Below are 26,667 nucleotides of genomic sequence, written 5' to 3' on the forward strand. Positions count from 1 at the left end.
CATGGCTGCGGCGACGCCGACGTACGTGTGACGGAGGTGCAGGGCGATGGCTGGATTCCGGAGTCTGGCAAGACAGGTGCGCGATCCACTGAGCGATCTGGCACTGCGGCGGTACTCGCTGCGCAAGTGCCTGGAGAGGTTTGCCCCCTACGGTCATCGGGCGACCTGGGACCATCTCTGCTCCCGGGCGGGGTTCGGACCCGAGGACCGCTCACCCGACCCGGCCCGCCTGGTGGCGGCGCTGGAGGAGCTCGAAGAGGCGCGGGCCGTCTGGCTCGCGTACGAAGTCGCCTTCGCGGAGCGCAGGCGCAAGGAGAAGCACGACGGGCTGCGCCGCCCGGGCACGGTGGACGACTGGCACCGGCTGACCTGGGGCGGCTTCGGTGTCGCCTGGTGCGACGACCCGTCGGTGCACCCCACCGAGTCGCTGGCCGAAGTGCTGCGGCGGCTCATCGCGGCCCTGGAGCGCGAACCGGGCGCGTGCTGCCCGGTGTGCGCGGACAGCGGTCTCGTCTGGAAGCACGACCTGGCGCACGAACCGTCGTCGGGCCCCGTCTGCACCCACTGCGGCATCGTCGTGCCGCGGCCCGTCCTCACCCCCGCGGCCCTGGCGGACGCCAGGCGCGCGCGGGATCTGGTCTCGGTATAGCGCGACGGGGGTGCGGCCGATCACCGGCGCACCCCCGGATTCAGGGCGTCACCCCGGGATGTGCTCCAGGCGCTGCCGGTTGAGCAGGTACGCCGGCAGATACGGCTGGTCGGTGCGGACCGGGAACTCCATGTCGTACGCCAGGCAGGCCAGGGCGAGCGGCCCGAGGGCCACATGGGCGCGCGGCGCCGCCGAGTCGCCCCAGTAACTCCCGTGCTGCGCCAGGGCTTCCGTGAGGACGTCGGCGAACGCCTCGTGGTCCCCGGTGAGCATCCGGTGAAAGAGTGCGACGGGCTGGTAGTCGACGGAGTTCAGGAAGTCCTTCGGCGCGAGCGTCACGGTGTCCGGGTGCGAGGTCTCCATCGTGGTGACCAGTTTCGCCACGATGTCGTCCAGTGCGCTGCTGTTCCAGTAGCTCTGGAGGACGTCGACCCAGTGGAGCACGTAGTCGTCGACGGGACCGTCCCCGCGCAGCGCGTCGAGCGGCACCTCGCACAGGCGCTGCGTGCGGTCCCGCTCGCGGGTCACCAGGGTGAGGTAGAAGGCGTCGAGCCAGGCGCGGGCGTCGCCGTGGACCTCGGGTCCGGCGGCGGGGACGGTCAACCGCCGCTCTTCCAGCGGGACGTCGACCGCTTTGGTCTGTGTGAACAGGGCGGTGCCGAGCTGGAGCGCGGCGACCCACGCGTCCCATGTCTCCACCCGGTCGGCGCGGGGGTCGGCGGCGGCGTGCGCGTGACTGAGGGCGACGGCCGACGCGAAGGCGTCCGGCAGGTCCTCGGGCCGGTCGTCCAGTCCGCTGATCAACTCGGCGGTGGCGTCGGTGAGTTCCTCGATGCCCCTGGCGGCGGTGGTCGTCGAGGCGAGGCGCCCGGCCCGGTCGAGGCCGCGCAGCGCCTTCAGGATGTCGACGAGCGCGGCCGGCGGCTCCTGCGCGAAGGCGCGGGCCTCGTGGTCGACGGCGGTGAGTGAGGTGAGGCGCCCCCCGTGCCACCAGTACACGCGCGGCGAGAGCGATCCCGGGCCGTCCTGGTGGGCGCGGAAGGCGTACGTGGCCAGGTCGTTGACGGCGTCGGCCGCGCTGCCGTCGACGATCGGGTGGAACGCGAGCAGGTGCCGGGTGGGGACGACGACGAGCGCGCCGGCCTCCGGCATGCGGCGGCCGGTGACCTCGGCGACCACCTCCGGCAGCACGAGTGCCTTGCTGGACACGAACGGGGAGTCGCCGTACACGGAGTACAGCACGGGGTGCCCGTCGAGCCTGACCTCCTCGGAGCGCATGGGCGCGCGGACCAGGTTGCGCCGCGCGGCGGCCCACAGCTCGTCGGCCCCGGCCCGCGCCACGTCCTCGTCGGTCAACAGCCGTACGGAGGTGGGGGCGTCCAGCGCGAGGGCGAGGTGGAGGCCGTCGGCGACGCCGCGCAGGTAGCCGAACCCGGCCGCCGCGTCGGCGGCCGACAGGGTGCCCGGAGCGACCAGGCGCAGGCAGGTGCGCGCGAGCAACTCCTCGGCGCTCTCGCCTCCTTGGGATGCCTCGGCCAGGCTGTCGAAGTGCGCGTCGACCAGTTCGGGCCAGTGCTCCTCGGGTGCGGCGGCGCACGACTGCGCCAGGTTCGTCAGCGGGTGGCGGCGGCCGTCGGCCTCCGCCGTGTCGCCGACGACCGTGGGGCGGGTGCCCGTGCGGCTGTGCAGGTGGTCGGTGACGAGGCCGCGCAGGCGGTCGGCCTGTGCGCCGGTGAGCAGGGGCAGGTGCGGGTCGGGCGCGTCGTGTGCTGTCACGCCCCCGACTCTACGAGGCGCGCCTCCAGCGCGGCGGCGTCCGCCAGGAACCACAGCGCGCGGCCGCGGTTGCTCTCCCGTACGAAGTCGCGCAGTGCCGTGCCGGCGGCGGTCTCGGCGGTGATGTCGCCGAGAACGGCAAGACCCATACGGTAGTTGACGAACTTCTGCGCGACGTCCCCGGCGACGCGGGTGCGCAGCCGGAAGAACTCCTCGCCGCAGCGCTCGGCGGGGACGGCGACCCAGGCGGCGCCCTGATATCCGGCGTCGCCGATGAGGTCGAGCGCGGCCCGCTCGCTGTCCAGTTTCGGCCCGTGGGACGAGCAGAACAGGACGGGCACGCCCGCCAACTCCTTGAGCTCGACGGTGGGTTCGGGTTCGGTGCCGGTCATCGGGTGTCCTTCACGAGCGTGTCGACGATTCTCAGGAGTTCGGCGGCCTCGGCGAGCCCGCCGAGCACGATGATCTTCAGCACGGCGCGGTGCTCGTCGTAGACGCTCTCGACGCGCAACGGGCCGCCGGCGCGCCCGCCACTGGTGCTGTTCGCGGTGGCGACGACCGTGTTGGCGAGCCGCATCGCGGCCTGCGGGTCCACTCCGTCGACCTGGACGATGACGGACACCTCGGCGTGCGGGCCGCCGCTCGCGCCGGGAGCGTCCGGCGTGCCGGTGAAGGCGGCGAGGTCCTCGCGCGTGACGCGGTACCGGCGGCCGACCTGGGCGGCCTTGAGGCGGCCGTCGCGGACGTAGCCGCGGACCGTGCGCACGTGCAGGCCGAGCAGATCGGCGACCTGGTCGAGGGAGTAGTACTGCTGATTCACTCCCTCAACATACCTCATCATCCCTCGTTTACCCTCGTGGAGCCTCATCGAGGGAGTGTCAAGGAGTCTCACGCCCCTTCAGGGCCTGATCACGTCCGTCTCGATGGAGAGCTTGAACTCGGCCAGCATGATCGGCACGGCGAGCTTCGTGTCACCGGAGCGGGCCGCGATCTTCAGGCCGACCGGGGTGCCCGGGTGCACGAACATCTGCCAGGTGTAGGCGCGGTACTGGGCGCCGCCGGTGGCCGCGGTGTCCGTGGTCGCGGTCGAGTCGTAGCCCGTGGAGAGGTCGAGCGGGTCGCGCACGAAGCGGGCGCGGTACTCGGTGGCCCGGCTGTCGGCCTTCCAGAAGACCAGCGCGGACAGGGTGCCCCAGCCGTGGTGGCTGGGCCAGATCAGACCGGAGCGGGCGTCGGGGTACTTGGACGCACCGCCGCCGCCGGCCGGGTCGTGCATCTTCCACGGGTCGTACGACTCCTCGGCGGCCGCGTACGGGAACCGCACGAGGTGGTAGCCGTCGCTGTCGTACCTGATGGCCTGGGCACCCGAGCGGGCGGCCTCGTACTTCAGTGAGGTGATCGCGAGTGGCATTTGAGCGGCTCCCCCGTGCTGCTGCCGTTGTCGGTGCCGGGTGGCACCATCGCGTACATGGTCTTCGTGCAGGTGTGTCCGAACGGCGCTCGGGGCGCGGCCGACGGCGCGGTCGTGCCGCTCTCCCCCGGCGCGCTGGCCGATGCCGTCGCGGCGGCGGTGGCGGCCGGTGCGTCGGATGTGCATGTTCACCCCAAGTCCCCTTGTGGACAAGACACGTTGTCGCCCCGTTCGGTTGCGGCGACGCTGGAGGCGGTCCGGGCGCGGGCGGCGGTCCCGGTGGGGGTGACGACGGGCGCGTGGGCCGAGCCGGATCCGGCGGCGCGGGTGGCGCGCATCCGGTCGTGGACGGTGCTGCCGGACCACGCGTCGGTGAACTGGCACGAGGAGGGCGCGGAGGCCGTCGCGGCGGCGCTGCTCGATCGCGGTGTCGGCGTCGAGGCGGGCCTGTGGTCCGGCACGGACGGTCCCGACCGGTTCGCCGCGTCGCCGCTGGCGCCCCGGGTGCTGCGTGTGCTGGCCGAAGTCATGGACACGGCCCCGGAGTCGGCCGAGGCCACGGCCCTGACGCTCCTGGGCTCGATCGGCACCGCACACGGCAGACCGGTCCTGCTGCACGGCATGGACGGCGGGACCTGGCCGGTGCTGGACCTCGCGGCCCGCCTCGGTCTCGCGACACGGGTCGGCCTGGAGGACACCCTGCTGCTGCCGGACGGCGATCGGGCGGACGGGAACGCTCAGTTGGTGACGGCGGCCCTGGCCCGGTACGGAGCGGCCCCGGGTGCGTGACCCGCGCGTGCGGGACGGGCGCTCACGACGCCGTGCCGTCCCTGCGCTCCGCCAACAGCCGTGATCCGGTGAGGCGTTCGCCGAAGACGTCGTCCGGGTTGGAGAGCACGCAGTTCTCCAGGGAGAGGCAGCCGCAGCCGATGCAGTCGGTGAGGTGGTCGCGCAGCCGGTTCAACTGCCGGATCCGCTCGTCGAGTTCGGACTGCCATGCGGCCGAGAGGTGCGCCCAGTCCTCGCGGGTCGGGGTGCGCTCCTCGGGGAGCCGGGCCAGCGCGTCGCGGATCGTCGCGAGCGGGATGCCGACGCGCTGCGCGGCGCGGATGAACGCGACGCGGCGCAGGGTGTCGCGGTGGTAGCGGCGCTGGTTGCCGGAGGTGCGGCGGCTGGTGATCAGACCCTTGGACTCGTAGAAGTGCAGGGCGGACACGGCGGCTCCGCTGCGCGCCGCCACCTGGCCGACGGTGAGCTCGTGGATCTTCTCCGGAATCTGAGGCACCCGGCCGAGCCTAGTCGCCGGGCGGGTGCGTTGTTAGCATGCTCCGAGGACTGAGCAAGCGCTTAGACAACGGACACGGAAGGCTACTCACCATGGCGGAGCCGCGGGTTTTCAAGGACGTCGACGAGCTGAAGGGCGCCGTGGGCGAGCAGCTCGGCTACAGCGACTGGGTCGAGATCGAGCAGGAGCGGGTCGACCGGTTCGCCGAGGCCACCGGCGACCACCAGTGGATCCACGTCGACCCGGAGCGCGCGAAGGAGGGCCCGTTCGGCACGACCATCGCCCACGGCTACCTGACGCTGTCCCTGCTGCCCCTGTTCGGCCCGCAGCTGCTCTCCGTCGAGGGCGTGAAGATGGGCGTCAACTACGGCACGAACAAGGTGCGCTTCCCCGCCCCGGTACCGGTCGGCTCGCGGCTGCGCGCCACCGCGACGATCACGTCCGTGGACGACGTGCCGGGCGGCGTCCAGCTCTCCGTCGCGTTCACCGTGGAGCGTGACGGCGGCGACAAGCCGGTGTGCGTCGCCGAGTCGGTGTCGCGGTACTACCTGTAGCCCTACCGGGGAGCGCGCGCTCCCACCATCCTGAGGACGAGGTCGGCGTAGAACGCGCCGACCTCGTCGGGCGTCCGGCGGCCCTGCGGGTTGAACCAGCGGGCCACGTCGATGCACAGGGAGAGGATCGCGACGGTGGTGCCGGGCTCGTCCGGGACGTCGAACTCCCCCGCCTTCACCCCGTCATCGATGATCTCGCGGACCGCGGCGTCGCTCTGCCGGCGCAGGTCCATGATGACCGGCCGGTGGTCCTCGCCGAGCGACTCCAGCTCGTACTGGACGACGCGCGCGGTCGTGTGGTGCCCCGCGTGCCAGCGGACGAAGCAGCGGACGGCCTCCGTGAGGCGGTCCGCCGCCGTGCCCTCGGCCTCGACCGCGTGGCGCAGGATCCGCAGCGCCTTCTCGTGGCCGATGCGGCTGATCCGGAGGAGGAGCTCCTCCTTGGTCTTGTAGTGGATGTAGAGCGCGGCCGGGCTCATCCCGGCCCGGCTCGCGATGTCGCGCGTCGTGGTGGCGTGATAGCCGCGCTCGGCGAACGCCTCGACCGCGGCGACCAGCAGGCGCCGGGCCGCGTCGGGGTTGACCTCGGCCCACGGCATCTCGTCCGTGACCTGGAGGTCCTCGACCCGCTCATCCTGCGACATCGCTGCGCTCACATCCTCACGTGGGGCTGGCCCCACACCATACCCTCCGGGGTGAGCGAGCGCTTAGAGCGTTCTCCGGCCGGACTAGACCACCGGCTTGAAGGGGTCGTGCTCCGCGAGGATCTTCTCCAGCCGGGCCTGGTCCACCCGGCTCACGATCTGGCCGGCCTCCTGGCGGTCGCGGATGACCTTGGCCAGGGTGAAGGCGGAGGTCGTGAGGTAGAGGACGGCGATCGCCAGGAAGGCCCGGATCCAGCCGCTGACGTCGAGGCTGTAGATGCCGATCGCCGTCGCGGCGAGAGCGACGACGAAGGACGCGAGGGCCTGTCCGTAGAAGGCCGTGGTGTTCTGCTGCTTGACCGGTGTCTCACTCATGCCGGACAGCATGGAGCGGATGTGGCCGCAGTCACATCCGCTCCGCTACCTAGGTACGTACTCAGAAGCGCTCAGAACGCCGATACGCCGGTCAGCGCGCGGCCGATGATGAGCTTCTGGATCTGGCTCGTGCCCTCGTACAGCGTCATGACGCGGGCGTCGCGCAGCAGCTTGCCGACGGGGTACTCGTCGATGTAGCCGTAGCCGCCGAAGACCTGGAGGGCGTTGTTGGCGCAGCGCACGGCGGCCTCCGACGCGAACAGCTTCGCCTTCGAGGCGGCGGTGGCGAAGTCCTCGCCGCGGTCGATGAGGTCGGCGACGCGCCAGGTCAGCAGGCGCGCGGCGTCCACATCCAGGGCGATGTCACTGATCAGCTCCTGGACGAGCTGGTACGAGGCGATGGACTTGCCGAACTGCTCGCGCTCGCCCGCGTAGCCGACCGCGGCGTCGAGCGCGGCCTGGGCGATGCCGACACAGCCGGCCGCGACGGACATCCGGCCCTTGGCGAGCGCGGACATCGCGATCGAGAAGCCCTTGCCCTCCTGGCCGAGCATCGCGGAGGCGGGCACGCGCACGTCCTCCAGGAAGAGTTCGGCGGTGGCCTGGCCGCGCAGGCCGAGCTTGCCGTGGATGGTGCGGCGGGTCAGGCCGGGGGTGTCGGTGGGGACCAGGAAGGCGGAGACACCCTTGTGCCCGGGGGCGTCCGTGGAGCGGGCGAAGAGGAGGACGACGTCGGCCCAGGTGCCGTTGGTGATGAACATCTTGGAGCCGTTGATGACGTAGTCGTCGCCGTCACGGACCGCCCTGGTCGTCAGATTGCCCGCGTCGGAGCCGGTGCCGGGCTCGGTCAGGCCGAAGCAGCCGAGGGCGTCGCCGGACGTCAGGGCGGGCAGCCACCGCCGCTTCTGCTCCTCGGTCCCGTACGACTGGATCGTCTTGGTGACCAGCCCGAGGGATACGGAGACGATGCCGCGCACGGACGAGTCGCCGCGGCCCAGCTCCTCCGTGACCAGGCAGTACGCGAGGTGGTCACCGCCGGAGCCGCCGTACTCCTCGTCGATGGTCAGGCCGAGGAAGCCGACCTCGGCGAGCTTCTTGACGAGGGAGCGGTCGACTTCCTCGGCGCGGTCCCACGCCACCACGTTCGGCGCGATCTCGCGGTCCACGAAGTCCTTGGCGAGCTGACGGACGGCCGTCTGCTCCTCGCTCAGCTCCAGATTCATGGACGACTCCCCAGACTTGCGCGGCAGGTGCCTTTAAATTAGCACTGCTAGTTTTTGGCTGACAGCCCTACTATGTGCCGCATGGCCCGACCGCGCAAGCCCCTCCTGAGCACCGACCGCATCGTCGACGCGGCGCGCGCCCTCGTCGACGCGGAGGGCCTCGCGGCGCTCTCGACGCGGCGGCTCGCGGCCGAGCTCGGGGTCAGCGGGCCCTCCCTCTACAACCACTTCCGCACCAAGGACCAGATCCTGGAGGCGGTCGCGGACTCGGTGAGCGCGCAGGTCGACCTGTCGATGTTCGACGCGCCCGCGGACGGCGCCGGGCGGGACTGGCGGACCGCGCTGCACGACTGGGCCGTCTCCTACCGGGCGGCGCTGCGCGAGCACCCGAACATCGTGCCGGTGCTCGCGCGCGGGCCGGGCCGCCGTCCGGCCGGTCTGCGGCTCGCGGACGCGGTGTTCGGGGCGATGGTCGACGCGGGGTGGCCGCCCGCGCAGGCGACCTCGATCGGCGCGCTGATGCGGTACTTCGTGATGGGGTCCGCGATCGGGTCGTTCGCGGGCGGGTTCGTGGACGACGAGACGGCGTACGACCCCGCGGACTATCCGCACCTCGGGCAGGCGCATCTGCTCGCCGAGCGGCAGGACGCCGTGGACGAGCGGGCCTTCGAGACGGGGCTCGCCGCGCTGCTCGACGGGCTCGCGGTGCAGTTCGCGCAACTGCCCGCGGCGGCCTCGCACTGAGCCGTGCGCTGATCCTCGCGGTCACCTTTCGGTGTGTGCCGAACTGTGCCGGGCGCATCCTTGAGGCATGGCTGCTTCCCAGGAACCCGGCGCCCCGCGGCTCGCCGCGCTCGCCTCACTGATCGCCGACGAGACCCGGGCCGCGTGTCTGCTCGCGCTGCTCGACGGGCGGGCCTGGACGGCGGGTGAGCTGGCGCGGCACGCGGGCGTGGCCCCGTCCACCGCGAGCGAGCACCTCGGCAAGCTGGTCGCGGGCGGGCTGCTCGCACAGGAGCGACAGGGCAGGCACCGCTATGTGCGGCTCGCGGACGCGCAGGTCGCACAGCTCGTCGAGAGCCTCGCCGGATACGCCGTGCCCGGCGGCGGGGAGCGCCCGCGCACGCTGCGGGCGTCGTCGGCACGGGACGCCATGGCGCGCGGGCGGACCTGCTACGACCATCTGGCGGGGCGGCTCGGGATCGCGGTGGCCGACGGGATGGCGGAGCGGGGGCTGCTGCGCGTCGAGACGGGGTTCTCGCTGACCGACGCGGGGCTGGCGTGGTTCCGCGCGCTCGGGGCGCCGCTGGATCCCGCGTCCGGCGGGCGGCGGCCGCTGGTCCGGGGCTGTCTGGACTGGACGGAGCGGCGCCATCACCTGGCGGGGGTGGCCGGGGCGGTCCTGTGCCGCCACGCGTTCGACTCCGGCTGGGTGGAGCGGATCGGGTCGGAACGGGCGGTTCGGGTGACGGGGGTCGGGGCGGGGGTTCTGGGGGCGGAGCTGGGGGTGCGGGTGCCGTGATGAGGGGTCGCCGCGGGCGGCGCCGAAGGTGCGACGCCGCCTGCCGTGGCCGTCTCGGGGCTCTGCCCCGGACCCCGCTCCTCAATCGCCGGAGGGGCTTGAAATGCTGGAGCGGCTCAAGATGTCGGAGCGGCTTGAGATGGCGGAGCAGCTTGGAGGTTGGAGCAGCTCGAGATGGCGGAGCGGCTTGAAGGTTGGAGCGGCTTCAAGCTTGGAGCGGCTTCAAGCGGAGGCTGCTGCCTCTTCCAGTTCCGCGACCTCGATCTTGTGCATCTTCATCATCGCCGCCATCACCCGGCTCGCCCGCTCCGCGTCCGGGTCCGCCAGGAGTTCGGGCAGGCGGCGCGGGACGATCTGCCAGGACAGGCCGAACCGGTCCTTCAGCCAGCCGCAGGGGCCCGGCTCCCCGCCGTCGGCGGTCAGGCGCTCCCACAGGTGGTCGACCTCGGCCTGGTCGGCGCAGTCGACGCTGAAGGAGACGGCCTCGTTGAAGGTGAACTGGGGGCCGCCGTTGAGCGCCATGTACTCGGTGCCCGCGAGCCGGAACGTCATGGTGAGGACCGACCCGGGCTCGCCCGGCCCCTCCTTGCCCCAGCGCTGCACCTCCAGGACCTCCGAGTCGGGGAAGAGCGACCGGTAGAACGTCACGGCCTCCTCCGCCTTGCCGTCGAACCACAGACAGGGGCGGATCTTCTGCACGGTGCTGGTCATAGTGGTGTGCCTCCGGTTCCCGGTGTTCCTGTTTCAGGCTTCTCCTGGGTAAGACCGCCCGCAACACGAGAACTCATCGGCGCGCCCGAGCCCTTTGCGCACGGCATCAGTAACGCCTCAGTAACTGCCCGCGCCTAGCTTCTGCGTTGCTCGTCGGACAAGGTCAACACCCGTGCGGCGCAGCGAGGTTCGGTCCGCGCGGCCACAAGCCGTGCCCAACTACGCAGGAGATCATTCATGTTGCGACCCAACGTCATGCGCGCCGTCCTGTGCGGCGCCACCATGACCGCCATGGCCGCGTTCGGTACGGATGCGGCGAGCGCCGTCGGCACCGACTCCCTTGCCTGTCACGCCGACGGTTACGTGTGCATGACCGTGGTCGACGAGTACTTGCCGGAGACGATGGGCGTCGTGGAGGGGCAGGATTTCGCCTTTGACGCTCCCACCACGGTCACCAGCATGTCGAACGACACGACCGTGACGTACTGCGTCGACGCCGAGTACGACTTCAGCCTGCCTCCGGGCAAGTCCATCGAAGTGACGCACTCCGTGAACAAACTGACCGTGCTGGCCGCAGGCGCCTCCTGCCTGATCTGACCGGTCCGGCACCGGCGGCCCGCCCCACGGAGGCGGGCCGCCGCGGCGCCTAGAACACCACCAGCGCCCGCCCGCCCTTGCCCGCGACCATGTTGTCGAACGCGGCCGGGATCCCGTCGAGCGAGATGTGCTCCGTGACCAGCGCGCTCAGGTCCAGGCGGCCCGCGCGGACGTGTTCGGCCAGGACCGGCAGGTCCTCGGCCGGGTTGGAGTTGCCGTAGACACAGCCGGACAGGGTGCGGCCCCAGTGGAAGAGTTCCAGGGCGTTGAAGGTGACCTGCTGGTCCTTGCCGCCGATGCCGACGACCGTGGTGCGGCCGCCGCGGCGCGTGGACTCCCAGGCCGTACGGATCGTCACAGCGCGGCCCACGCACTCGACGGCCACGTCGACGCCCTGCTTGCCGGTGAGGGCGCGGATCTCGCGGGCCGTGTTGTCGGAGGCGACGACATAGTCCGTCGCGCCTGCCTGGCGGGCCAGTTCCTCCTTCTCGGGCGACACGTCGACCGCGATGATCTTCGAGGCACCCGCGATGCGCGCCGCCTGGATCGTGGCGAGGCCGACACCGCCGACGCCGTACACCGCGACCGTCTCGCCCTCGCGGACGCGCGCCGAGTGACGGATCGCCCCGTAGCCAGTGAGGACGGCGCAGCCGAGCAGGGCGGCGTCGGTGAGCGGGACGCCGTCCGGGACCGGCAGGACCGTGTTCGCGGCGACGACCGTCTCCTCGGCGAACGCGGCGACGTTCAGCCCCGGGTGGAGGTCGGAGCCGTCGGATGCCCTCTTCGCGTACACGTTCGCCGAACCGGCCAGCGCGTTCGCGCACAGCCACACCTCACCCAGCGAGCAGGCGTGGCAACTGCCGCACGACGGCGCCCAGTTGAGGACCACGCCGTCGCCGGGCGCGACGTGGGTGACGCCCTCGCCGACGGAGACCACGGTGCCCGCGCCCTCGTGGCCGAGGACGGCCGGGAGCGGCACGCGCATGGTGCCGTTGGTCAGGGACAGGTCGGAGTGGCAGACCCCGGCGGCGGCGAGCTTGACGCGGACCTGCCCAGGGCCGGGCTCGGGCAGGTCGATGTCGGTGATCTCCAGCGGGGAACCGACGGCGGTGCAGACAGCGGCGCGGACCATGGTGATCGTGAACTCCCTTAGAACTGGAGGGACTTGGTCTGGAGGTACTCGCTCAGGCCGTGTGCGCCGAGCTCGCGGCCGACGCCCGACTGCTTGTAGCCGCCGAACGGGGCGAGGGGGTTGAAGCGGCCGCCGTTGATGTCGACCTGGCCGGTGTCCATGCGGCGCGCGAACGCGACGGCCTCGGCCTCGTCGGCCGCCCACACGGCGCCCGCGAGCCCGTACACGGTGCCGTTGGCGATGCGCAGGGCGTCGTCCTCGTCCTCGTAACGGATGAGTGAGACGACGGGGCCGAAGATCTCCTCCTGGGCGATCGCCATCTCGGGGGTGACGTCGGCGAAGACGGTCGGGGCGACGAAGTAGCCCTTCTCGTGCGGGGTTCCGGTGCCGCCCGCGACGAGCCGCGCGCCCTGCTCCGTGCCCTTCTCGATGTAGCCGCGCACGCGTGCCTGCTGCTTGGCGTTGACGAGCGGGCCGATGCGGTCGCCGTACTTGGCGGCGGCGGCCTTCGCCAGCTCGACGGCCTCGTCGTACTGGTCCGTGTGCACGAGCATGCGGGTCCAGGCGCTGCACGTCTGGCCGGAGTTGCCCATGACGTTGGCGACGCCGACGCTCACCGCCTTCGCGAGGTCGGCGGAGGGCAGGATCACGTTCGCGGACTTGCCGCCCAGCTCCAGGGCGACGCGCTTGACCGCGGCGCCCGCCGTCGCGCCGATCTGCCGGCCGACCGCGGTGGACCCGGTGAAGGAGACGAGGTCGACGTCGGCGTGCTCGGCCAGGGCCTGGCCCGCGACCGCGCCGATGCCGGTGACGAGGTTGAACACACCGGCGGGGATGCCCGCCTCCTCGACGGCCTCGGCGAACAGCTGGGCGGTCAGCGGGGTGTCCTCGGCCGGCTTGAGGACGACCGTGCACCCCGCGGCGAGCGCCGGGGCGACCTTGGCGACGATCTGGTGGAGCGGGTAGTTCCAGGGCGTGATGGCGCCGACGACGCCGACCGGCTCGGAGTAGACGGTGGAGTTGCCGACCTTCTCCTCGAAGGCGTACGTGGCGGCGAGTTCGGCGTACGAGCCCGCCACCAGGATCGGTACGCCGGCGTGCACCGCCTGCGAGAACGGCAGAGGCGCACCCAGCTCCGCGGTGACCGTCTCGGCGATCTCGTCCTTGCGGGCCACGAGCACGTCGCGCAGGGCGGCGATCCGGGCGGCGCGCTCGGCGGGCGGCGTCGCGGCCCAGCCAGGGAACGCGGCGCGGGCGGCGCGCACCGCGGCGTCGACGTCCTCGGCGTTGCCCGCGGGGACATGGCCGATGACCTGCTCGTCGACCGGGTTGACGACGGCGATCGTCTCGCTGGTCGCGGCGGCCCGCCACTCTCCGCCGATGTACATCCCGTCGTGCGCCTTCATGTGTCTCCTCCGTACTGAGGTACTGCCTGCCGGTCGTCCTGCGCCCCAAACTAGCGGTGTTAGTTTTCGGGCGCCAGGGACCCGTTGGAGACCCCTGTCACGCTGCCAGTAATTCCTCAGTAACGGCGGCTTTCTAGCGTGCGAACTCCCCCGTACCGTTCCCGGAGGAGTGCCCCCCGATGCACCTGCCCCGACCGCCCCGGCGGAGATCCGCCTCTTGGGCGGCGGCCGCGTTCACCGCGACCGCTCTGGTGACCGGCGTGATGCCGGCCGTCGCCGCCGACGCCTCGTCCACGGCCGACACCGCGAAGATCGACTCGGCGCTGAGCAGCGCCGTCGCCAAGGGTGGCGAAGCGAAGTTCTTCGTCGTCCTCAAGGACCAGGCCGACCTGACGACCGCCAAGAAGCAGTCCTCGCACGCGAAGGCCGCGAAGGCCGCGTACCAGGCGCTGAAGACGACCGCCGAGGACAGCCAGAAGTCGCTCGCCGCCTTCCTCGACAAGGAGAAGGTCGGGCACAAGGACTACTGGATCGCCAACGCCGTCCAGATCACCGGCGACAAGGACCTCGTCGAGCAGCTCGCGAAGCGCTCGGACGTCAAGGAGCTCGTCAAGTCGCAGACGTACCGGCTCGACGACATCGAGACGTCCGACACCAAGGTCACGAACGCGCGGACGACCGCCACCGGCGACGCCGTCAGCGACGCCACCCCTGACTGGGGCATCTCCGACATCAAGGCCGACCAGGTCTGGGACAAGTACCAGGACCGCGGCGAGGGCGTCGTCGTCGCCAGCGTCGACTCGGGTGCGCAGTACGACCACCCGGACCTTGTCGCCAACTACCGCGGCAACAACGGCGACGGCACGTTCACGAACGACTACAACTTCTACGACGCGACCGACACCTGCGCCACCACCAGCACACCGTGCGACGACAACGGCCACGGCACCCACACGATGGGCACGATGGTCGGCAAGAACGGCATCGGTGTCGCGCCGAAGGCGAAGTGGATGGCCGCCAAGGCATGCGCGGGACCGAAGGGCGAGTGCCTCGACGAGGACACGCTCGCCGCCGGTCAGTGGATCCTGGCGCCGACGGACCACAACGGTCAGAATCCGCGGCCGGACCTCGCCCCGAACATCGTCAACAACTCGTGGGGTGGCGGCGTCACGACGTTCTACCAGGACATCGTCCAGGCGTGGAACGCCGCGGGCATCTTCGAGGCGTTCGCGGCCGGCAACAACGGTGACGGCAAGACCTGCTCCACCACTCGCGCGCCCGGCGCGCAGGACACGTCGTACGGCGTCGGCGCGTACAACAACGCCGACGCGATCGCGAACTTCTCCGGCTTCGGGCCCTCCCCCGTGGACGGCTCGGCCAAGCCGAACATCTCGGCGCCGGGCGAGGACATCACCTCGGCGTGGCCGACCGACTCCTACAACACCATCGACGGTACGTCGATGGCGACGCCGCACGTCGCCGGCTCGGTGGCGCTGCTGTGGTCGGCCGCCCCCGAGCTGGTCGGCAAGATCGACGAGACCCGCCGGCTCCTGAACGAGGGCGCCCGCGACGTCGACGACACGCACTGCGGCGGCACCGCCGGCATGAACAACGTCTGGGGCGAGGGCAAGCTCGACATCCTCGCGTCCGTCGACGCCGCCCCGCACACCGCCGTGCACGTGTCCGGCACCGTGACGGACAAGGACACCGGCAAGGCCCTGAACAACATCACCGTCACGGCCTCGAACGCCACCACCGGCACCCGTACGGCCACCACCGGCACCGACGGCTCCTACCGTCTGACGCTGCCCCCGGGCACGTACGACTTCACGCTGACGGGCTACGGCTACCAGCCGAAGACCCTCTCGGGCGTGGAGCTGACCACCGGCTCGCCGCTCACCCAGGACGTCGCGCTGAGCGCCGCCCCGTCGCACGCCGTCACCGGCACCGTCCTCGACGTCACCGGCAAGGCTCTCGCCGGGGCGACCATCGAGCTCAACGGCACCCCGCTGCAGGCGGTCACCTCCGGCTCCGACGGCACGTTCACGCTGCCGAAGGTCGCCGAGGGCACGTACTCGCTGCACGTGAAGCCCGCCGAGCCGATTCTGTGCAACGGCACCTCCACCGGTTCGCTGACCGTCGACGGCGACGAGAACCGCACTGTCCGGCTCCCGGCCCGCACCGACGCCTCGGGCAACAGCTGCGCCCCGGCCTCCTACTCCTGGATCTCCGGCTCCAGCAAGGTCGCCCTGAGTGGTGACGAGGACGCCAAGACCATCTCGCTGCCCTTCCCGGTCTCCCTGTACGGGGTGAAGTACTCCAGCGCCGCGGTCACCACCGACGGTCTGATCAACTTCCTCTCGCCGCGCATCGGCGACTACGCCAACGAGGCGCTGCCGAGCGCGACCGAGCCGAACGGCATCGTCACCCCGCTCTGGGACGACCTGGCCCTCGACAAGAAGTCCAGCGTGCAGACGGCCACCACCGGCACCGCCGGCAGCCGTAAGTTCGCCGTCGTCTGGAACAACGTCCTGTTCAGCGGGACCACGGACCGCGCCACCTTCGAGGCCGTCTTCGACGAGGCCACCGGCGCGATCACCTTCCAGTACCAGTCCGTCGCGGGCAAGGGGTCCTCGGCCACGGTCGGCATCGAGAACCAGGCCGGCAGCGACGCCCTCCAGTACTCGTACAACCAGGCCGTGCTGAGCGCCGGTTCGGCGATCCGCATCGCGCAGGGAGCCAAGTGATCATGAGAGCCACCACCTCGCGGCGGGCCCTGACGCTCGCCTCCGCCCTGGTCGCGGCGGGCCTGACGCTGACGGCGGCGCCGCACGCGCTGGCCGACGACTTCTCGACCGAAGCGACGACGCTGAGCAGCGACGCGGCCAAGACCCTCGCCGACAACGTGAACGTCGACGTGTACGGGGACCAGTTCGCGGCCAAGGCCGACGACTCCGACGAATCCGACGGCTCCGGCGCGGCCTCCTCCACCGAGGCCACCACCGCCGCGAACACGCCGGTCTCCTTCACCAACAAGTCCAAGATGGAGACCGTGCGCGGCCTTGCCGCGACCGTCCCGGCCGGTTCCGACGGCAGCTACTTCACCGTGCACAGCCTGGGCAACATCCAGCTGCACAAGGCCGACGGCTCCACCGCCTGGGCGCGCACCAACGCCTCGTACTACACGGACTGGCAGGTCAAGCCGCTGCAGGTCTGGCGAACCGAGCCGTACCCGGCGCGCATCGTGATGGGCTACAACGCGGTCAGCCCGTCCTCGCCCTACTCCGACCAGGGTTACGACACCGCCGACCTGACCGGTGACGGAACGAAGGACATCGTCTTCTCCGCGCAGGTCGGCATGTCGCCGACGCCGCGGCCGTTCACCTCGCCCGGCTCCTCGCTGTCCACCGGCACCTTCGTGACGGTCCTCGACGGCAGGACGGGCAAGACGGTCTGGTCTAAGCTGTACTCGTACGCCACCAACGTCAAGGTCGTCGACGGCACGCTGCTCATCGCCAACGCGCCGCGCCTGAACTCGAACGCGCCCGCGACGGAGACGGCCACCCTCACAGGTATCCGCTTCTCCTCCGCCGACGGCAAGCTGACCCCCTCGTCGACGTGGACCTACGACGCCGGTACGGCCCAGGCCAGCTGGGGCGCCCTGGAGTCCGCCGGCAGCGGCAAGGTCGCCGCGGTCTGGAACCTGCGCAAGTCCGCCACGAACGCCGCGCGCGGCCGCACCCTCGTCCTCGACACGGCCGACGGCACCGTCACGTGGCAGACGGACAGCGCCTTCTACGGCCGCCAGCTGCGTCTGGACGCGTCCCGGAGCCGGGTCGTCGCCCTGGAGCAGGCGGACACCTCCGACGCGGTGCAATACGAGATCGCCGCGTACGACCTGGCCGACGGCAAGCGCACCGAGCTCGACAGCCGCGTCAACGTCCTGCCCACCGCCCTCACGGTCGGTGACGCGGCGTCCGGCGGCGGCAACGAGATCGCGGTCAGCGAGTCCGCATACTCCGCGGGGTACGTTGTCACCTCCAGCACGATCCGGGTCTTGGACGGCTCGGACGGCTCGACGGCCAAGTGGACGTACACCACCAAGCGTTCCGCCGAGAACAGCGGCAACGGCGCCAACACCTGGAGCCTGGTCACCAAGGGCGGTCTGCTCTACGCGGCGGGCCAGGACGACACCGACATGGGCGACGCGCGCAACATCGGAGGTGTGCGCTACGGCTCGCTGACCGCGTTCACCAGCGGTGGCAAGGTCAAGTGGCGCCAGGACGGCTACGGCTCCTCGCCGTTCTACCAGCAGGTGTTCTCCTCCGGCGGCTCCGACTACGTCCGCACCGTCGACCAGGAACAGAACATCCGCGAGTACAGCCTGGGCAACGGGGGACAGAAGAGCCTGACGCCGATGCAGGGCGACCTGTACACCGGCAAGGCCGCCGACTTCGACGGCGACGGCAAGAAGGACGTCGTCGTCGGCGGCTCCTCGCACGGCGTGTGGGCGTACTCCGGCACGTCGCTGGTCAGCGGCGAACCGAAGCTACTGTGGAAGGCCACCGTCCCCGGCGAGGTGCACAACATCGCGACCGGTGACGTGAACGGTGACGGCACCAAGGACGTCGCCGTGGCCGCGGACAACGCCACCGCCGTCCTCGACGGGAAGACTGGCAAGGTCCTCTCGACGATCGACGGCAGGGGCGCCTACGTCCGCTCGGTCACCGTCGCCGACGTGAACGACGACGGCAAGGCCGAGATCCTCGTCCCGACCGACGCGCTGCGCGTGTACGACGCGAGCGGCTCCCAGCTGTGGTCGTACGCCGCGCCGGCCACCGCCGGTGACGTGGTCTTCTCCGACACGGTGGTCTCCGACGGGCAGGTGTACACGCAGTACTCCGGCCTCGGCGCGATCAACAAGTCCGACGCCGTCGTCAACGGGGTCGCCCTGAACGGCAAGGGCGCCGTGCAGTGGACCGCCGACCCGAAGGCCCCGGAGCGCGCGGCCGACGGCAAGCTGCACGGCGCGGTCCTGGTCAACGGCGTCTTCGCCTCGCCGAAGATCCCGTACGCGGACGGCCACGCGGTCGTCTACACCTGGATCATCAAGGCCGACCCGACGACGGCCGGTGACCTCGACACCGCCTCCCCGAGGGTCGTGACCGAGATCCGGGACGGACGCACCGGTGAGCTGATCCGTCAGGCCATCAGCGGCAGCCCCTGGTCGCACGGCAACTACTTCACCGACGACCAGAGCAACGAGCTGTACCAGCTCAGCTTCGGCACGATGAAGGGCTACGCGGGCGAGGGCAAGGAGGACACGTACGCCTCGGTGATCGCGCCGCTGCGCAACGCCGAGATCGTCAACGGCCCGGGCGGCCGCAAACTGTTCGCCGGCAGCACCGAGGCCGGCCTGGCCGCGTACGACATCTCGCAGCTGAACAATGGCAACGTGTTCCAGTCCTCCATCGGCAGCGCCTCGCTCATGGGCGGCCACAACTACATCGCCGCCGACCTCGACGGCGACGGCACCGACGAGATGATCTCGCTCGCCTACGACCACTTCGGCATCCACCGGATGGCCGAGCAGCTGGGCGGCGGCCTTCTCTCCGTCGACGACGGCATCCACCAGATGTCGACGTACAAGCTCTCCTGACTCCGCCCCTGCGGTAGGTCACCCGAGAACTGGAGAACCTGAGAACCCCCTGGGCCTGGCCCAGGGGGTTCTCAGCATGCTCGGTTAGAGTTGCGCCCTCATGAACGAGCAGCAGCCACACCGCACGATTTCAGCCACTCCCCTGCTGCGCCTGCACCTTTTCGGCGGTTTCGCGGCGACACGTGACAATGGGCCCGCGCCCGCCGGACGTTGGACACGGCCGAGCGCCCGGACCCTGGTGAAGCTGCTCGCCGTGGTGCCGGACCACCAGCTCCACCGCGAGCAGGCCATGGACATCTGCTGGCCGGACGCCGACCAGCAGTCGGCGACCGGCTCGCTGCGCGTCGCCCTGCACGCCGCGCGCCGCGCCCTGGAACCCGAACTCGCGCCGCGCGCCGCGTCGTCCTACCTGATATCCGACGGGGCGATGCTGCGGCTCGATCCGGCGACGGTGTGGATCGACGCCGACCAGGCGGAGGCCGCGGCGACCGACGCGCTGGCCTCCGGTGACCCGGACCGCCTCGCCGCCGCCCTGAACGAGTTCGCCGGGGAACTGCTCCCCGAGGACCGGTACGCGACCTGGGCGCAGCCGCGCCGCGACCGGCTCGCCGGGCTGCGTGAGGAACTGCTGCTCGGGCTCGCCGTCGCCCACCTGGAGCGTGGCGCGGCGCAGGAGGCCGTGGCCGTGGCCGAGCAGATCCTGACGGCCAGCCCCGCCGAGGAGGCCGCCCACCAGATCCTCATCGACGCGTACATACGCCAGGGGCTGCGGCGGCGCGCGGTGCGGCAGTACCACGTGTGCCGGGAGGCGCTGGACGCCGAGCTGGGCGTGCGGCCGAGTCCCGACACGGAGGAACTGCACCGGGCGGCGCTCGCGGCGGAACCCGCTCCGCTCCCCTCGGCGCCCTCGCTTCCCGCACCGCTGCGGGCCCCCGTGGCGTCCCCGCTCCGTGGCCGTGACAACGTTCTGCGCCGGCTGCTCGCGACGGACGGGCCCCCGGTCAGGCTGCTCGCGGGCGAGGCGGGCATCGGCAAGACGCGCCTGGTCGGCGAGGCCGCGCGGCAGGCGGCCGGGTCAGGGGCGGCCGTGCTGTGGGGCGGCGGGCACGACGCCGAGGGACACACACCGTACGGGGCGTTCGCGGAGGCCCTCGACGGCTGGCTGGCCGAACGGGACGCGGGCGAGCGGGCCAGGGTCGGTGCCGAGCATCCCGAACTGGCCGCGTTCCTGCCGTCGTTGGGGCGCTCCGGCGGAGGCGGCGGGCGCAGCCCGGAGGAGGAGCGGGACCGGCTGTTCCGCGCCACGGCCGCGCTGCTCGGCGAACTGGCGTCCGTCCAGCCCGTGCTGGTGGTCCTGGACGATCTGCACGCGGCCGACACGGGCTCCTTCCAACTGCTCAGCCATCTGGCGCGACGGACCGCGGCCACGGGGGCCCCGCTGCGGTTCCTCGTGACATGGCGCGAGGAGGAACTCCCCGACGGCGATCCGCGCCGCGCGGGCCTGACCTCACTGGTCCGGCACCGGCTCGCCGTGCGGGAGGAGTTGGCGCGGCTGGACCGGGAGGCGTGCCTCGCCGTCGCCCGGGACGTCGGCGGCGCCGGGGACCGGGTGTGGGAGCTGTCCCTCGGCAATCCGCTGTTCGCCGTGGAGCTGGCCCGCACCCCGGCCGAGGGCGACGCCCCCGACGGCGTACGGGAGTTGGTGGCCGAGCGGCTCGGGCGGCTCGATCCGGACACGCGGCGGGTCGTCGAGGCGCTGTCCGCCGCCGGCAGCGAGGCCGCCCTGTCCGAGCTGCTCGACGTCGCCGCGCACGGGCTGCGGCCCGCCCTCGACGGAGCCTCGGCCGCCGACGCCCTGGAACGGGCCATCGGCGCCTCACTCGTGGAGGAACGGCAGGTCGTCGTCGACGGACGCCCCGAGTCCGGGCTCGCCTTCCGGCATCCGCTGGTCCGCCTCACCTGCTACGACCAGCTCACCGCCGTACGCCGCAGGCAGCTGCACGCCGCGTTCGCGCAGGCCGTGCTGCGCCGCCGCCCCGACGCCGTGGACGCGCTCGCCTCGCACTTCGCGCGCGCCGACGACCCGCGGGCCGCCGAGTATCTGCGCCGGGCCGCCGAACGCGCCGCCGCCCTCTACGCCAACGACACCGCCGACCGCTACTACCGCGACCTGGTCGCCCGGCTCGACGTGGACGCGGCGCGCGCCCGGCTCGCGCACGCCCAGGTCCTGCGCCGGATGGGCCACTTCGGGCAGGCGGCGCAGGCGCTCCGCGCGGCGCTGGCCGAGTTCCAGCGGCGCGGCGATCACGACGACACCGTGCTCGCGGCGGCGCAGCTCGCCGAGACGCTCGTCAAGACGCGCTCCCCGGAAGCCGCCCTCGCCGTGCTGCGCGACCACCCGCCCACCGCGCGGACCGCGCCCGAGCCGACCGCCACCCACCATCTCGCCCGCGCGGTCACCGACTTCGTGCGCGGCCGGTACGACGCGGGCAGCGCGGCCGCCCGCGCCGCGCTCGACGCGGCGCGGCGGGTCGCCGGTGCGGCGGGGCACGGCCTGGTGGCGCGCGCGTACGCCCAGCAGGCGGGCAACCTCGGGCTCGCGGGCCGGTTCGGCGAGGCCAGGGAAGCGGCCGACCGAGCCCTCGCCCCGGCCGAGGCGTACGGGGACCCGACGCTGCTCGGCGGCGTCCTGTCGACGCTGCGGGAGAACGCGCGGCGCGGCGGCCGGCTGCGCGAGGCCGTCGGCTCCGGGCGGCGCGCCCTGGCCCTCGCCGAACAGTCCGGTGACCCCACGGCCGCCGCGTTCGAGCGGGCCAACCTGGCCGAACTCCATCTGCTCCTGGAGGAGTTCGAGCAGGCGCGGGAGTTCGCCGAGGCGGCGGTGGCGGGCTCCGAGCCGGACAGCGCGTGGTGCCTGCCGTACGCGCTGGCCGCGCTGGCGCGGGTCCTGCTGCGGGACGGCCCCGCGGCGGACCTGACCTCCCTGCTCGACCGCGCGGAGCGGGCCGCCGCCGCGCACGACGACCGGCAGGCCCGCTTCGAGGTCCGCACGGCCCGCGCCGAACTCGCCCTGCACGCGGGCCGCCCCGCGGAGGTGCGGGACGCGCTCGGCGACGCGGTGGCGCCCACGCTCCAGGCCTGGGCGGACCTGCTGGCCGGCGACCGCGAGGCGGCCCTGCGGGGCGCCGCCGCGGAGGTGGCACGGACGCGGGGTACGGGTGAGCGGCTCGCGGAAGTGGAGGCGCGGGTCGTCCTGGCGGCGGCTTCGGAGGGGCCCGAGGCGGAGGCCGCGCTCGCGGAGGCGGAACGGGTGGCGACCGCGCTGCCCTATCCTGCGGGGCTGCGGCGGGTCGCGGAGTTGCGGCGGGGGCTGCGCGGGGGCTGATCCCGGAGGACTCGGGCGGGGCCATGGGGGCCGTCTAGACCGTCGGGTCGATCGGGGCCGTCTCGACCGTCGAGACCCTCGGGGCCGTCGAGACCGTCGGGGCCGTCGGGGCCGTCGGCCCCACCGAGACTCCGAGACTGTCGGGACCATCAGGTCCATCGGCCCCACCGAGACCGTCGGGTCCGCCGGGACCGCCGGGTCCGCCGGGACCGTCAGGTCCGCCGGGACCGTCAGGTCCGCCGGGACCGTCAGGTCCGCCGGGTCCATCAGGTCCGCCGGGACCGTCAGGTCCGCCGGGACCGTCAGGTCCATCGGGACCGTCAGGTCCGTCAAGACCCTCAGATCCCCCAGATCCCCTAGATCACTCTGATCACTCCGGCCTCACAGGCTCCCCATGCCCCTGAGACCTCTCGTGCCCCGTTGGCCTCTCATGCCCCGTAGACCTCTCGTGCCTCTTGTGCCCCTCGCGTTCGACCGGCCGGGGCGTGCGGCCGGCTCGGGCGCCGAGGCCCGCTGCCGCCAGGAGCAGACCGCCCAGCATCACGAACGGCGCCGCCGTCCCCGCCACGCCCGCGATCAGACCCGCCGACGCGGGCGCCGCCACCTGGCCGAGGCGGTTGCCGGTGAGGCGCAGGGCCAGGGCCGTGGAGCGGGCGTCCGGCGGCGCCGCCTGCACGACCGTCGTCATCGACAGCGGCTGGCCCACCCCCAGGCAGAAGCCGAGCAGCACCAGCATCACGCCCAACGCCCAGACGGGTACGGGCAGCGCGATGCCCGCGCAGAGCACCGCCGCCAGCAGGCAGGTCGTCGTGATCAGGAGGGCGCGGCCGAGCCAGTTGATGAGCGGGGTCATCACGAGGCGGCAGGCGATCGTGGCGCCCGCGCGCAGGCTCAGCAGGATGCCGACGACGGACGGGGCGATGCCGCGGTGTTCGCCGACGACCGGCAGGTACGCCGTGAGGATGTCCGTGGCGGACAGCACGGCGAGGCTGATGAAGATGCCGCCGGGGACGCCGCGGGTGCGCAGGATGCGGTGGACGGGGACCCGTGCCGACGGCGCCGCCGCGCGCGGACCCGCCGCCGTGGAGCGGGACTCGATGCGCCAGAGCGAGGTGAGGGAGACCGCGGACACGGCCGCCGAGACGAGCAGCGCGAGGGCGCTGGTGCCCGCCATGTCGGGGCCGCCGATCACCGCACCCGCGGCGATGGGGCCGACGAGCTGGCCGAGCGAGGCACCGATCGTGAAGTGGCCGAAGTTGCGGTCCTGTTCGTCGGGCGCGGACTGCCGGGCCACGATCGACTGGGCGCCGATGACGAAGCAGAGGTGGCCGAGGCCCATCACGCCGCTCCACGCGGCCATCCACACGAGGGAGTCGGCGAGGCCGCTCAGGGCGCAGCCGCCGGAGATGAGCACGACCCCGAGCGGCAGCAGGGGCGCGCATCGCCCGTGATCGGTCCGCCGCCCCAGCGGAACCGCGGCGAACAGTGGCAGCAGCGCGTAGACGCCCGCGATCACACCGACGGCCCGCTCGTCCGCGCCGAGCGCGAGCGCCCGGTACGAGACGGCGGGCCGCGCCATCGACACCGCCCCCTGCGCGAAGCTGAAGGCGATGACGAGGCGCAGAAGCCAGGTGCGGCTCATTCGGTCGGTCACACGATTCCGAACAGCAGGCCCGCACCGAGCACGACCAGCGCGGTCAGCGCCGCCCATTTCACGGTGAACCGGGTGTGGTCGCCGAACTCGACCTTGGCCATGCCGACGAGGACGTACACGGCCGGGACGAGCGGGCTCGACATGTGCAGCGGCTGGCCGACGAGGGAGGCGCGGGCGATCTCCAGGGAGGAGACGCCGTGCGCGGCGCCCGCCTCGGAGAGGACCGGCAGGATGCCGAAGTAGAAGCCGTCGTTGGACATGAAGTACGTGAACGGGATGGACAGGACGCCGGTGACCAGGGCCATGTGCGGGCCCATCCAGTCGGGGATGCCGCCCACCACCCACTTCGCCATGTGGTCGACCATGCCGGTGCCCTGGAGGACGCCGGTGAAGACGGCGGCGGCGAAGACCATGCCCGCGACGTTGAGGACGTTCTCGGCGTGCGCGCCGATCCGGGCCCGCTGGTCGGGCATGTGCGGGAAGTTGACGGTGAGGGCGAGCGCGGCGCCGAGCATGAAGAGGACCGGGATCGGCAGCAGCTCCATGATCATGGCGGTCAGGAGCACGACGGTGAGCAGTGCGTTGAACCAGTACAGCTTGGGGCGCAGGGTGGCGCGGCGCGGGTCGAGTCCGGTGAAGGTCTCGCCGTCCTCGTTCTCGTACGAGGGTGCGCTCGCGGCGGCGTTCGCGGAGCCTGCGTGGTCGCCGCCGCCGGTGCCCTTGCGCGCGCCGTTGCCGGCGCCGACCAGGACCTTCTCGTCGGCCGTCTCGGTGGCCTCCTCGGTGACCTCGTCGATCGACAGGTGGCCGAGGCGGGTGCGCTCGCGGCGGCCGAGGACGTAGGCGAGCGCGAAGACGAAGACGAGTCCGACCGCGAGGGCCGGGATCATCGGCACGAAGATGTCACTGGCGTCGAGCTTGAGCGCGGTGGCCGCGCGGGCGGTGGGGCCGCCCCAGGGCAGCGTGTTCATGACGCCGTTGGCGGTCGCGGCGACCCCGGTCATGACGACGAGGCTCATCTTCAGGCGCTTGTACAGCGGGTACATCGCCGAGACGGTGATCATGAAGGTGGTGGAGCCGTCGCCGTCCAGGGAGACGATCGCGGCAAGCACGGCGGTGCCGACGACGATGCGGACCGGGTCGGCCTTCGCGAACTTCAGGATGCCGCGCACGATCGGGTCGAACAGGCCGACGTCGATCATCACGCCGAAGTAGACGATCGCGAACATCAGCATCGCGGCGGTGGGCGCGAGGTCGCCGATGCCCGCGATGACGTAGTCACCGAGGTGGGCGCCCTTGCCCACCAGGACGCAGAACAGTGCGGGGATGAGCACGAGCGCCGCGATGGGCGACACCTTCTTCATCATGATCAGGACCAGGAAGGTCGCGATCATGGTGAAACCGAGGAGGGTCAACATGGAGGGGGTCCCTAACGTTCGTTCGCCATCGAACTGCCGCCCGGGGGTGGCGGTCAGCGAGACGTTAGGGCCCGTCGGATCGCGTTAACAAGATGTTGACACGTGAGCAATAAGAGCAAAACTCCAGGTCACAGGCGGTCGAAGAGCACGACACCGTTACGGGTGCCCACGGCGAGCTCACCGGTGGGGCCCGCGGCGAGGGCGGTGCAGACGGAGGGCAGGTCGACGGTCGTGCGGACCCGGCCGTCCCTGCTCCCGGCCACGACGAGGGTGCGTCCGAGGGCGACGGCGTACCGGTCCGCGCCGGCCAGGACCGTCGCGTGCCGGACCCCGGGGAGCACGGCGCGGTGCCGGTGGACGGGCTGTGGTTCCTCGCTCGCCGCCCGTTTCCACGGCCGGACGCCCCCCGCGGCCGACCGGTCGAGGGCCTCGACCAGCGGGGCGAGCGGCAGGAGGAGGGTCTCCTCGACGCCGACGAGCAGGAGTTCGGCCCCCGCGGCGCCCGGCACGGCGGCCACCGCCCGCACCCCGCCCGTCAGCACCCGCACCCTGGCCCCGGTCGCTCCGTCGAGCACGAAGAGGCCGCGTCGCCGGGTCGGCACCGCGTAGAGGGTGCGGTCCCCGCACCGCAGGATGTCCGCCGGGTAGAAGTCGGGGTCGGTGCCCGGGTCGAAGCAGGGCTCGTCGAAGACGGGGCCGCGTGCCACGTCGTGCACCGCGAGCCGTGCGCGGCCCCGCGCGTTCCACACGGTGAGCGAGTGCGCCGACTGCCCGGCGCCCGGCTCCTGTTCGGGCAGCGTCCGCAGCCAGACGGGTTCGCCCTCGCGGCCGCAGTGCGGCACCGGCGTGCGCAGCGGTCGGCCGCTCTCGCGCGGTGCGGGCCGCTCCGCCAGGTCCCAGTACTCCAGGACACCGGAGCCGCACCGGGCCAGGACGAGTGGGCGCGGTCGTCTGCCCGGCACCGGCCAGTCGAGGGCGACCACCGAGTCGACGGGGCCGTCCGTCAGGGGCCGCAGCCGGTGCCGCAGTGCGCCGTCGGCTCCCGCGCGCACCTGGACGAGCCCGTTCGTGGCGCCGACGACGACGTCCGCGCCGAAGTCCCGTACGGACCAGGCGGCGGTCGTCACCGACGACACCGTGTCGAGGGCCTCGGTGAGTTCCAGCTCCGCGCCGGTACGGGTCAGCCGCCACACCTCACCCGCCCCGGTGCCGCACAGCAGCCCGTCGTCGGCGTCGCCCAACGAGGCCACGGCCTCGGGCAGCCGG

The 26,667-nt window shown here is 72.2% G+C and carries 22 protein-coding genes; 9 read left to right on the top strand and 13 right to left on the bottom strand.

Going from position 1 to position 26,667, the window contains the following annotated elements; all coding sequences use genetic code 11:
- Positions 1–46: 46 nt before the first annotated feature.
- On the top strand, positions 47–649 hold the full coding sequence (locus tag V2W30_RS08080; protein ID WP_338694836.1) for a hypothetical protein: 603 nt from the start codon (positions 47–49) through the stop codon (positions 647–649).
- Between the two features lie 48 nt (positions 650–697).
- On the opposite strand, the gene V2W30_RS08085 is transcribed toward V2W30_RS08080, so the two are convergent.
- The 4 genes from V2W30_RS08085 to V2W30_RS08100 all read right to left on the bottom strand — a co-directional run bounded on the left by V2W30_RS08085 (position 698) and on the right by V2W30_RS08100 (position 3,836).
- Entirely contained in the window at positions 698–2,425 is a 1,728-nt protein-coding gene (locus tag V2W30_RS08085) for an immunity 49 family protein (protein WP_338694837.1), read from the bottom strand.
- Positions 2,422–2,817, bottom strand: a complete 396-nt coding sequence (locus tag V2W30_RS08090) for a DUF4180 domain-containing protein (protein WP_338694839.1) — start codon at positions 2,815–2,817, stop codon at positions 2,422–2,424. The genes V2W30_RS08085 and V2W30_RS08090 overlap by 4 nt, the downstream gene beginning before the upstream one ends.
- Positions 2,814–3,245, bottom strand: coding sequence for a helix-turn-helix domain-containing protein (locus V2W30_RS08095; protein WP_338694841.1), 432 nt, complete (start codon positions 3,243–3,245; stop codon positions 2,814–2,816). Before V2W30_RS08095 ends, V2W30_RS08090 begins: the two co-directional genes overlap by 4 nt.
- 78 nt (positions 3,246–3,323) lie before the next feature.
- Positions 3,324–3,836, bottom strand: coding sequence for a hypothetical protein (locus V2W30_RS08100; protein ID WP_338694843.1), 513 nt, complete (start codon positions 3,834–3,836; stop codon positions 3,324–3,326).
- A 57-nt stretch (positions 3,837–3,893) separates the two neighbouring features.
- Here V2W30_RS08100 and V2W30_RS08105 point away from each other — a divergent pair, with 57 nt between their 5' ends.
- Positions 3,894–4,625, top strand: coding sequence for a 3-keto-5-aminohexanoate cleavage protein (locus V2W30_RS08105; RefSeq protein ID WP_338703527.1), 732 nt, complete (start codon positions 3,894–3,896; stop codon positions 4,623–4,625).
- A gap of 22 nt (positions 4,626–4,647) precedes the next feature.
- Here V2W30_RS08105 and soxR read toward each other — a convergent pair whose 3' ends face one another.
- Positions 4,648–5,121 (bottom strand): redox-sensitive transcriptional activator SoxR, encoded by a 474-nt coding sequence (gene soxR / locus V2W30_RS08110; RefSeq protein ID WP_338694845.1) that lies wholly within the window; start codon positions 5,119–5,121, stop codon positions 4,648–4,650.
- 92 nt (positions 5,122–5,213) lie between these two features.
- Here soxR and V2W30_RS08115 point away from each other — a divergent pair, with 92 nt between their 5' ends.
- Positions 5,214–5,675 carry a MaoC family dehydratase gene (locus V2W30_RS08115; RefSeq protein ID WP_338694848.1) on the top strand — a complete coding sequence of 154 codons (462 nt, stop codon included), beginning with the start codon at positions 5,214–5,216 and terminating at the stop codon, positions 5,673–5,675.
- Positions 5,676–5,677: 2 nt separating this feature from the next.
- Here the strand turns inward: V2W30_RS08115 and V2W30_RS08120 are convergent, their stop codons facing one another.
- From V2W30_RS08120 to V2W30_RS08130, 3 genes are all read right to left on the bottom strand, one after another.
- On the bottom strand, positions 5,678–6,319 hold the full coding sequence (locus V2W30_RS08120) for a TetR/AcrR family transcriptional regulator (protein WP_338694850.1): 642 nt from the start codon (positions 6,317–6,319) through the stop codon (positions 5,678–5,680).
- Positions 6,320–6,403: 84 nt separating this feature from the next.
- Complete coding sequence (locus tag V2W30_RS08125) at positions 6,404–6,694, bottom strand: YiaA/YiaB family inner membrane protein (protein WP_338694852.1); 291 nt, start codon at positions 6,692–6,694, stop codon at positions 6,404–6,406.
- 71 nt (positions 6,695–6,765) lie between these two features.
- On the bottom strand, positions 6,766–7,917 hold the full coding sequence (locus V2W30_RS08130; protein WP_338694854.1) for an acyl-CoA dehydrogenase family protein: 1,152 nt from the start codon (positions 7,915–7,917) through the stop codon (positions 6,766–6,768).
- A gap of 81 nt (positions 7,918–7,998) precedes the next feature.
- Here V2W30_RS08130 and V2W30_RS08135 point away from each other — a divergent pair, with 81 nt between their 5' ends.
- The gene (locus V2W30_RS08135; RefSeq protein ID WP_338694856.1) at positions 7,999–8,661 is read left to right on the top strand and encodes a TetR/AcrR family transcriptional regulator; all 663 of its coding nucleotides are present in this window, start codon (positions 7,999–8,001) and stop codon (positions 8,659–8,661) included.
- 67 nt (positions 8,662–8,728) lie between these two features.
- Positions 8,729–9,439, top strand: coding sequence for a winged helix-turn-helix domain-containing protein (locus V2W30_RS08140; RefSeq protein ID WP_338694858.1), 711 nt, complete (start codon positions 8,729–8,731; stop codon positions 9,437–9,439).
- A gap of 222 nt (positions 9,440–9,661) precedes the next feature.
- Here V2W30_RS08140 and V2W30_RS08145 read toward each other — a convergent pair whose 3' ends face one another.
- The gene (locus V2W30_RS08145; RefSeq protein WP_338703528.1) at positions 9,662–10,138 is read right to left on the bottom strand and encodes a VOC family protein; all 477 of its coding nucleotides are present in this window, start codon (positions 10,136–10,138) and stop codon (positions 9,662–9,664) included.
- Positions 10,139–10,387: 249 nt separating this feature from the next.
- Here V2W30_RS08145 and V2W30_RS08150 point away from each other — a divergent pair, with 249 nt between their 5' ends.
- Entirely contained in the window at positions 10,388–10,747 is a 360-nt protein-coding gene (locus V2W30_RS08150) for a hypothetical protein (protein WP_338694860.1), read from the top strand.
- A gap of 49 nt (positions 10,748–10,796) precedes the next feature.
- Here V2W30_RS08150 and V2W30_RS08155 read toward each other — a convergent pair whose 3' ends face one another.
- Positions 10,797–11,879 carry a Zn-dependent alcohol dehydrogenase gene (locus V2W30_RS08155; RefSeq protein WP_338694862.1) on the bottom strand — a complete coding sequence of 361 codons (1,083 nt, stop codon included), beginning with the start codon at positions 11,877–11,879 and terminating at the stop codon, positions 10,797–10,799.
- Between the two features lie 17 nt (positions 11,880–11,896).
- Positions 11,897–13,285 carry an aldehyde dehydrogenase family protein gene (locus V2W30_RS08160; protein WP_338694864.1) on the bottom strand — a complete coding sequence of 463 codons (1,389 nt, stop codon included), beginning with the start codon at positions 13,283–13,285 and terminating at the stop codon, positions 11,897–11,899.
- Positions 13,286–13,464: 179 nt separating this feature from the next.
- On the opposite strand from V2W30_RS08160, the gene V2W30_RS08165 reads away from it, so the two are divergent.
- From V2W30_RS08165 to V2W30_RS08175, 3 genes are all read left to right on the top strand, one after another.
- A complete protein-coding gene (locus tag V2W30_RS08165; protein ID WP_338694866.1) occupies positions 13,465–16,032 on the top strand; it encodes a S8 family serine peptidase in 2,568 nt (855 codons plus the stop codon).
- 2 nt (positions 16,033–16,034) lie between these two features.
- A complete protein-coding gene (locus tag V2W30_RS08170; RefSeq protein WP_338694868.1) occupies positions 16,035–18,944 on the top strand; it encodes a VCBS repeat-containing protein in 2,910 nt (969 codons plus the stop codon).
- Positions 18,945–19,182: 238 nt separating this feature from the next.
- A complete protein-coding gene (locus V2W30_RS08175; protein WP_338694870.1) occupies positions 19,183–22,329 on the top strand; it encodes an ATP-binding protein in 3,147 nt (1,048 codons plus the stop codon).
- 370 nt (positions 22,330–22,699) lie between these two features.
- Here the strand turns inward: V2W30_RS08175 and V2W30_RS08180 are convergent, their stop codons facing one another.
- Positions 22,700–23,971, bottom strand: a complete 1,272-nt coding sequence (locus V2W30_RS08180) for an MFS transporter (protein ID WP_338703529.1) — start codon at positions 23,969–23,971, stop codon at positions 22,700–22,702.
- A gap of 8 nt (positions 23,972–23,979) precedes the next feature.
- Complete coding sequence (locus tag V2W30_RS08185; protein WP_338694872.1) at positions 23,980–25,401, bottom strand: CitMHS family transporter; 1,422 nt, start codon at positions 25,399–25,401, stop codon at positions 23,980–23,982.
- Positions 25,402–26,667 lie beyond the last annotated feature (1,266 nt).

The sequence above is a fragment of the Streptomyces sp. Q6 genome, assembly GCF_036967205.1.
GTDB lineage: Bacteria > Actinomycetota > Actinomycetes > Streptomycetales > Streptomycetaceae > Streptomyces > Streptomyces citrinus.

Coding starts and splice junctions, on each gene's coding strand:
- V2W30_RS08150 (WP_338694860.1), top strand. CDS start 10,388: ATGTTGCGACCCAACGTCATGCGCGCCGTCCTGTGCGGCGCCACCATG.
- V2W30_RS08130 (WP_338694854.1), bottom strand. CDS start 7,917: ATGAATCTGGAGCTGAGCGAGGAGCAGACGGCCGTCCGTCAGCTCGCC.
- V2W30_RS08080 (WP_338694836.1), top strand. CDS start 47: ATGGCTGGATTCCGGAGTCTGGCAAGACAGGTGCGCGATCCACTGAGC.
- V2W30_RS08160 (WP_338694864.1), bottom strand. CDS start 13,285: ATGAAGGCGCACGACGGGATGTACATCGGCGGAGAGTGGCGGGCCGCC.
- V2W30_RS08140 (WP_338694858.1), top strand. CDS start 8,729: ATGGCTGCTTCCCAGGAACCCGGCGCCCCGCGGCTCGCCGCGCTCGCC.
- V2W30_RS08170 (WP_338694868.1), top strand. CDS start 16,035: ATGAGAGCCACCACCTCGCGGCGGGCCCTGACGCTCGCCTCCGCCCTG.
- V2W30_RS08100 (WP_338694843.1), bottom strand. CDS start 3,836: ATGCCACTCGCGATCACCTCACTGAAGTACGAGGCCGCCCGCTCGGGT.
- V2W30_RS08180 (WP_338703529.1), bottom strand. CDS start 23,971: ATGAGCCGCACCTGGCTTCTGCGCCTCGTCATCGCCTTCAGCTTCGCG.
- V2W30_RS08185 (WP_338694872.1), bottom strand. CDS start 25,401: ATGTTGACCCTCCTCGGTTTCACCATGATCGCGACCTTCCTGGTCCTG.
- V2W30_RS08125 (WP_338694852.1), bottom strand. CDS start 6,694: ATGAGTGAGACACCGGTCAAGCAGCAGAACACCACGGCCTTCTACGGA.
- V2W30_RS08090 (WP_338694839.1), bottom strand. CDS start 2,817: ATGACCGGCACCGAACCCGAACCCACCGTCGAGCTCAAGGAGTTGGCG.
- V2W30_RS08155 (WP_338694862.1), bottom strand. CDS start 11,879: ATGGTCCGCGCCGCTGTCTGCACCGCCGTCGGTTCCCCGCTGGAGATC.
- V2W30_RS08135 (WP_338694856.1), top strand. CDS start 7,999: ATGGCCCGACCGCGCAAGCCCCTCCTGAGCACCGACCGCATCGTCGAC.
- V2W30_RS08165 (WP_338694866.1), top strand. CDS start 13,465: ATGCACCTGCCCCGACCGCCCCGGCGGAGATCCGCCTCTTGGGCGGCG.
- V2W30_RS08105 (WP_338703527.1), top strand. CDS start 3,894: ATGGTCTTCGTGCAGGTGTGTCCGAACGGCGCTCGGGGCGCGGCCGAC.
- V2W30_RS08115 (WP_338694848.1), top strand. CDS start 5,214: ATGGCGGAGCCGCGGGTTTTCAAGGACGTCGACGAGCTGAAGGGCGCC.
- V2W30_RS08120 (WP_338694850.1), bottom strand. CDS start 6,319: ATGTCGCAGGATGAGCGGGTCGAGGACCTCCAGGTCACGGACGAGATG.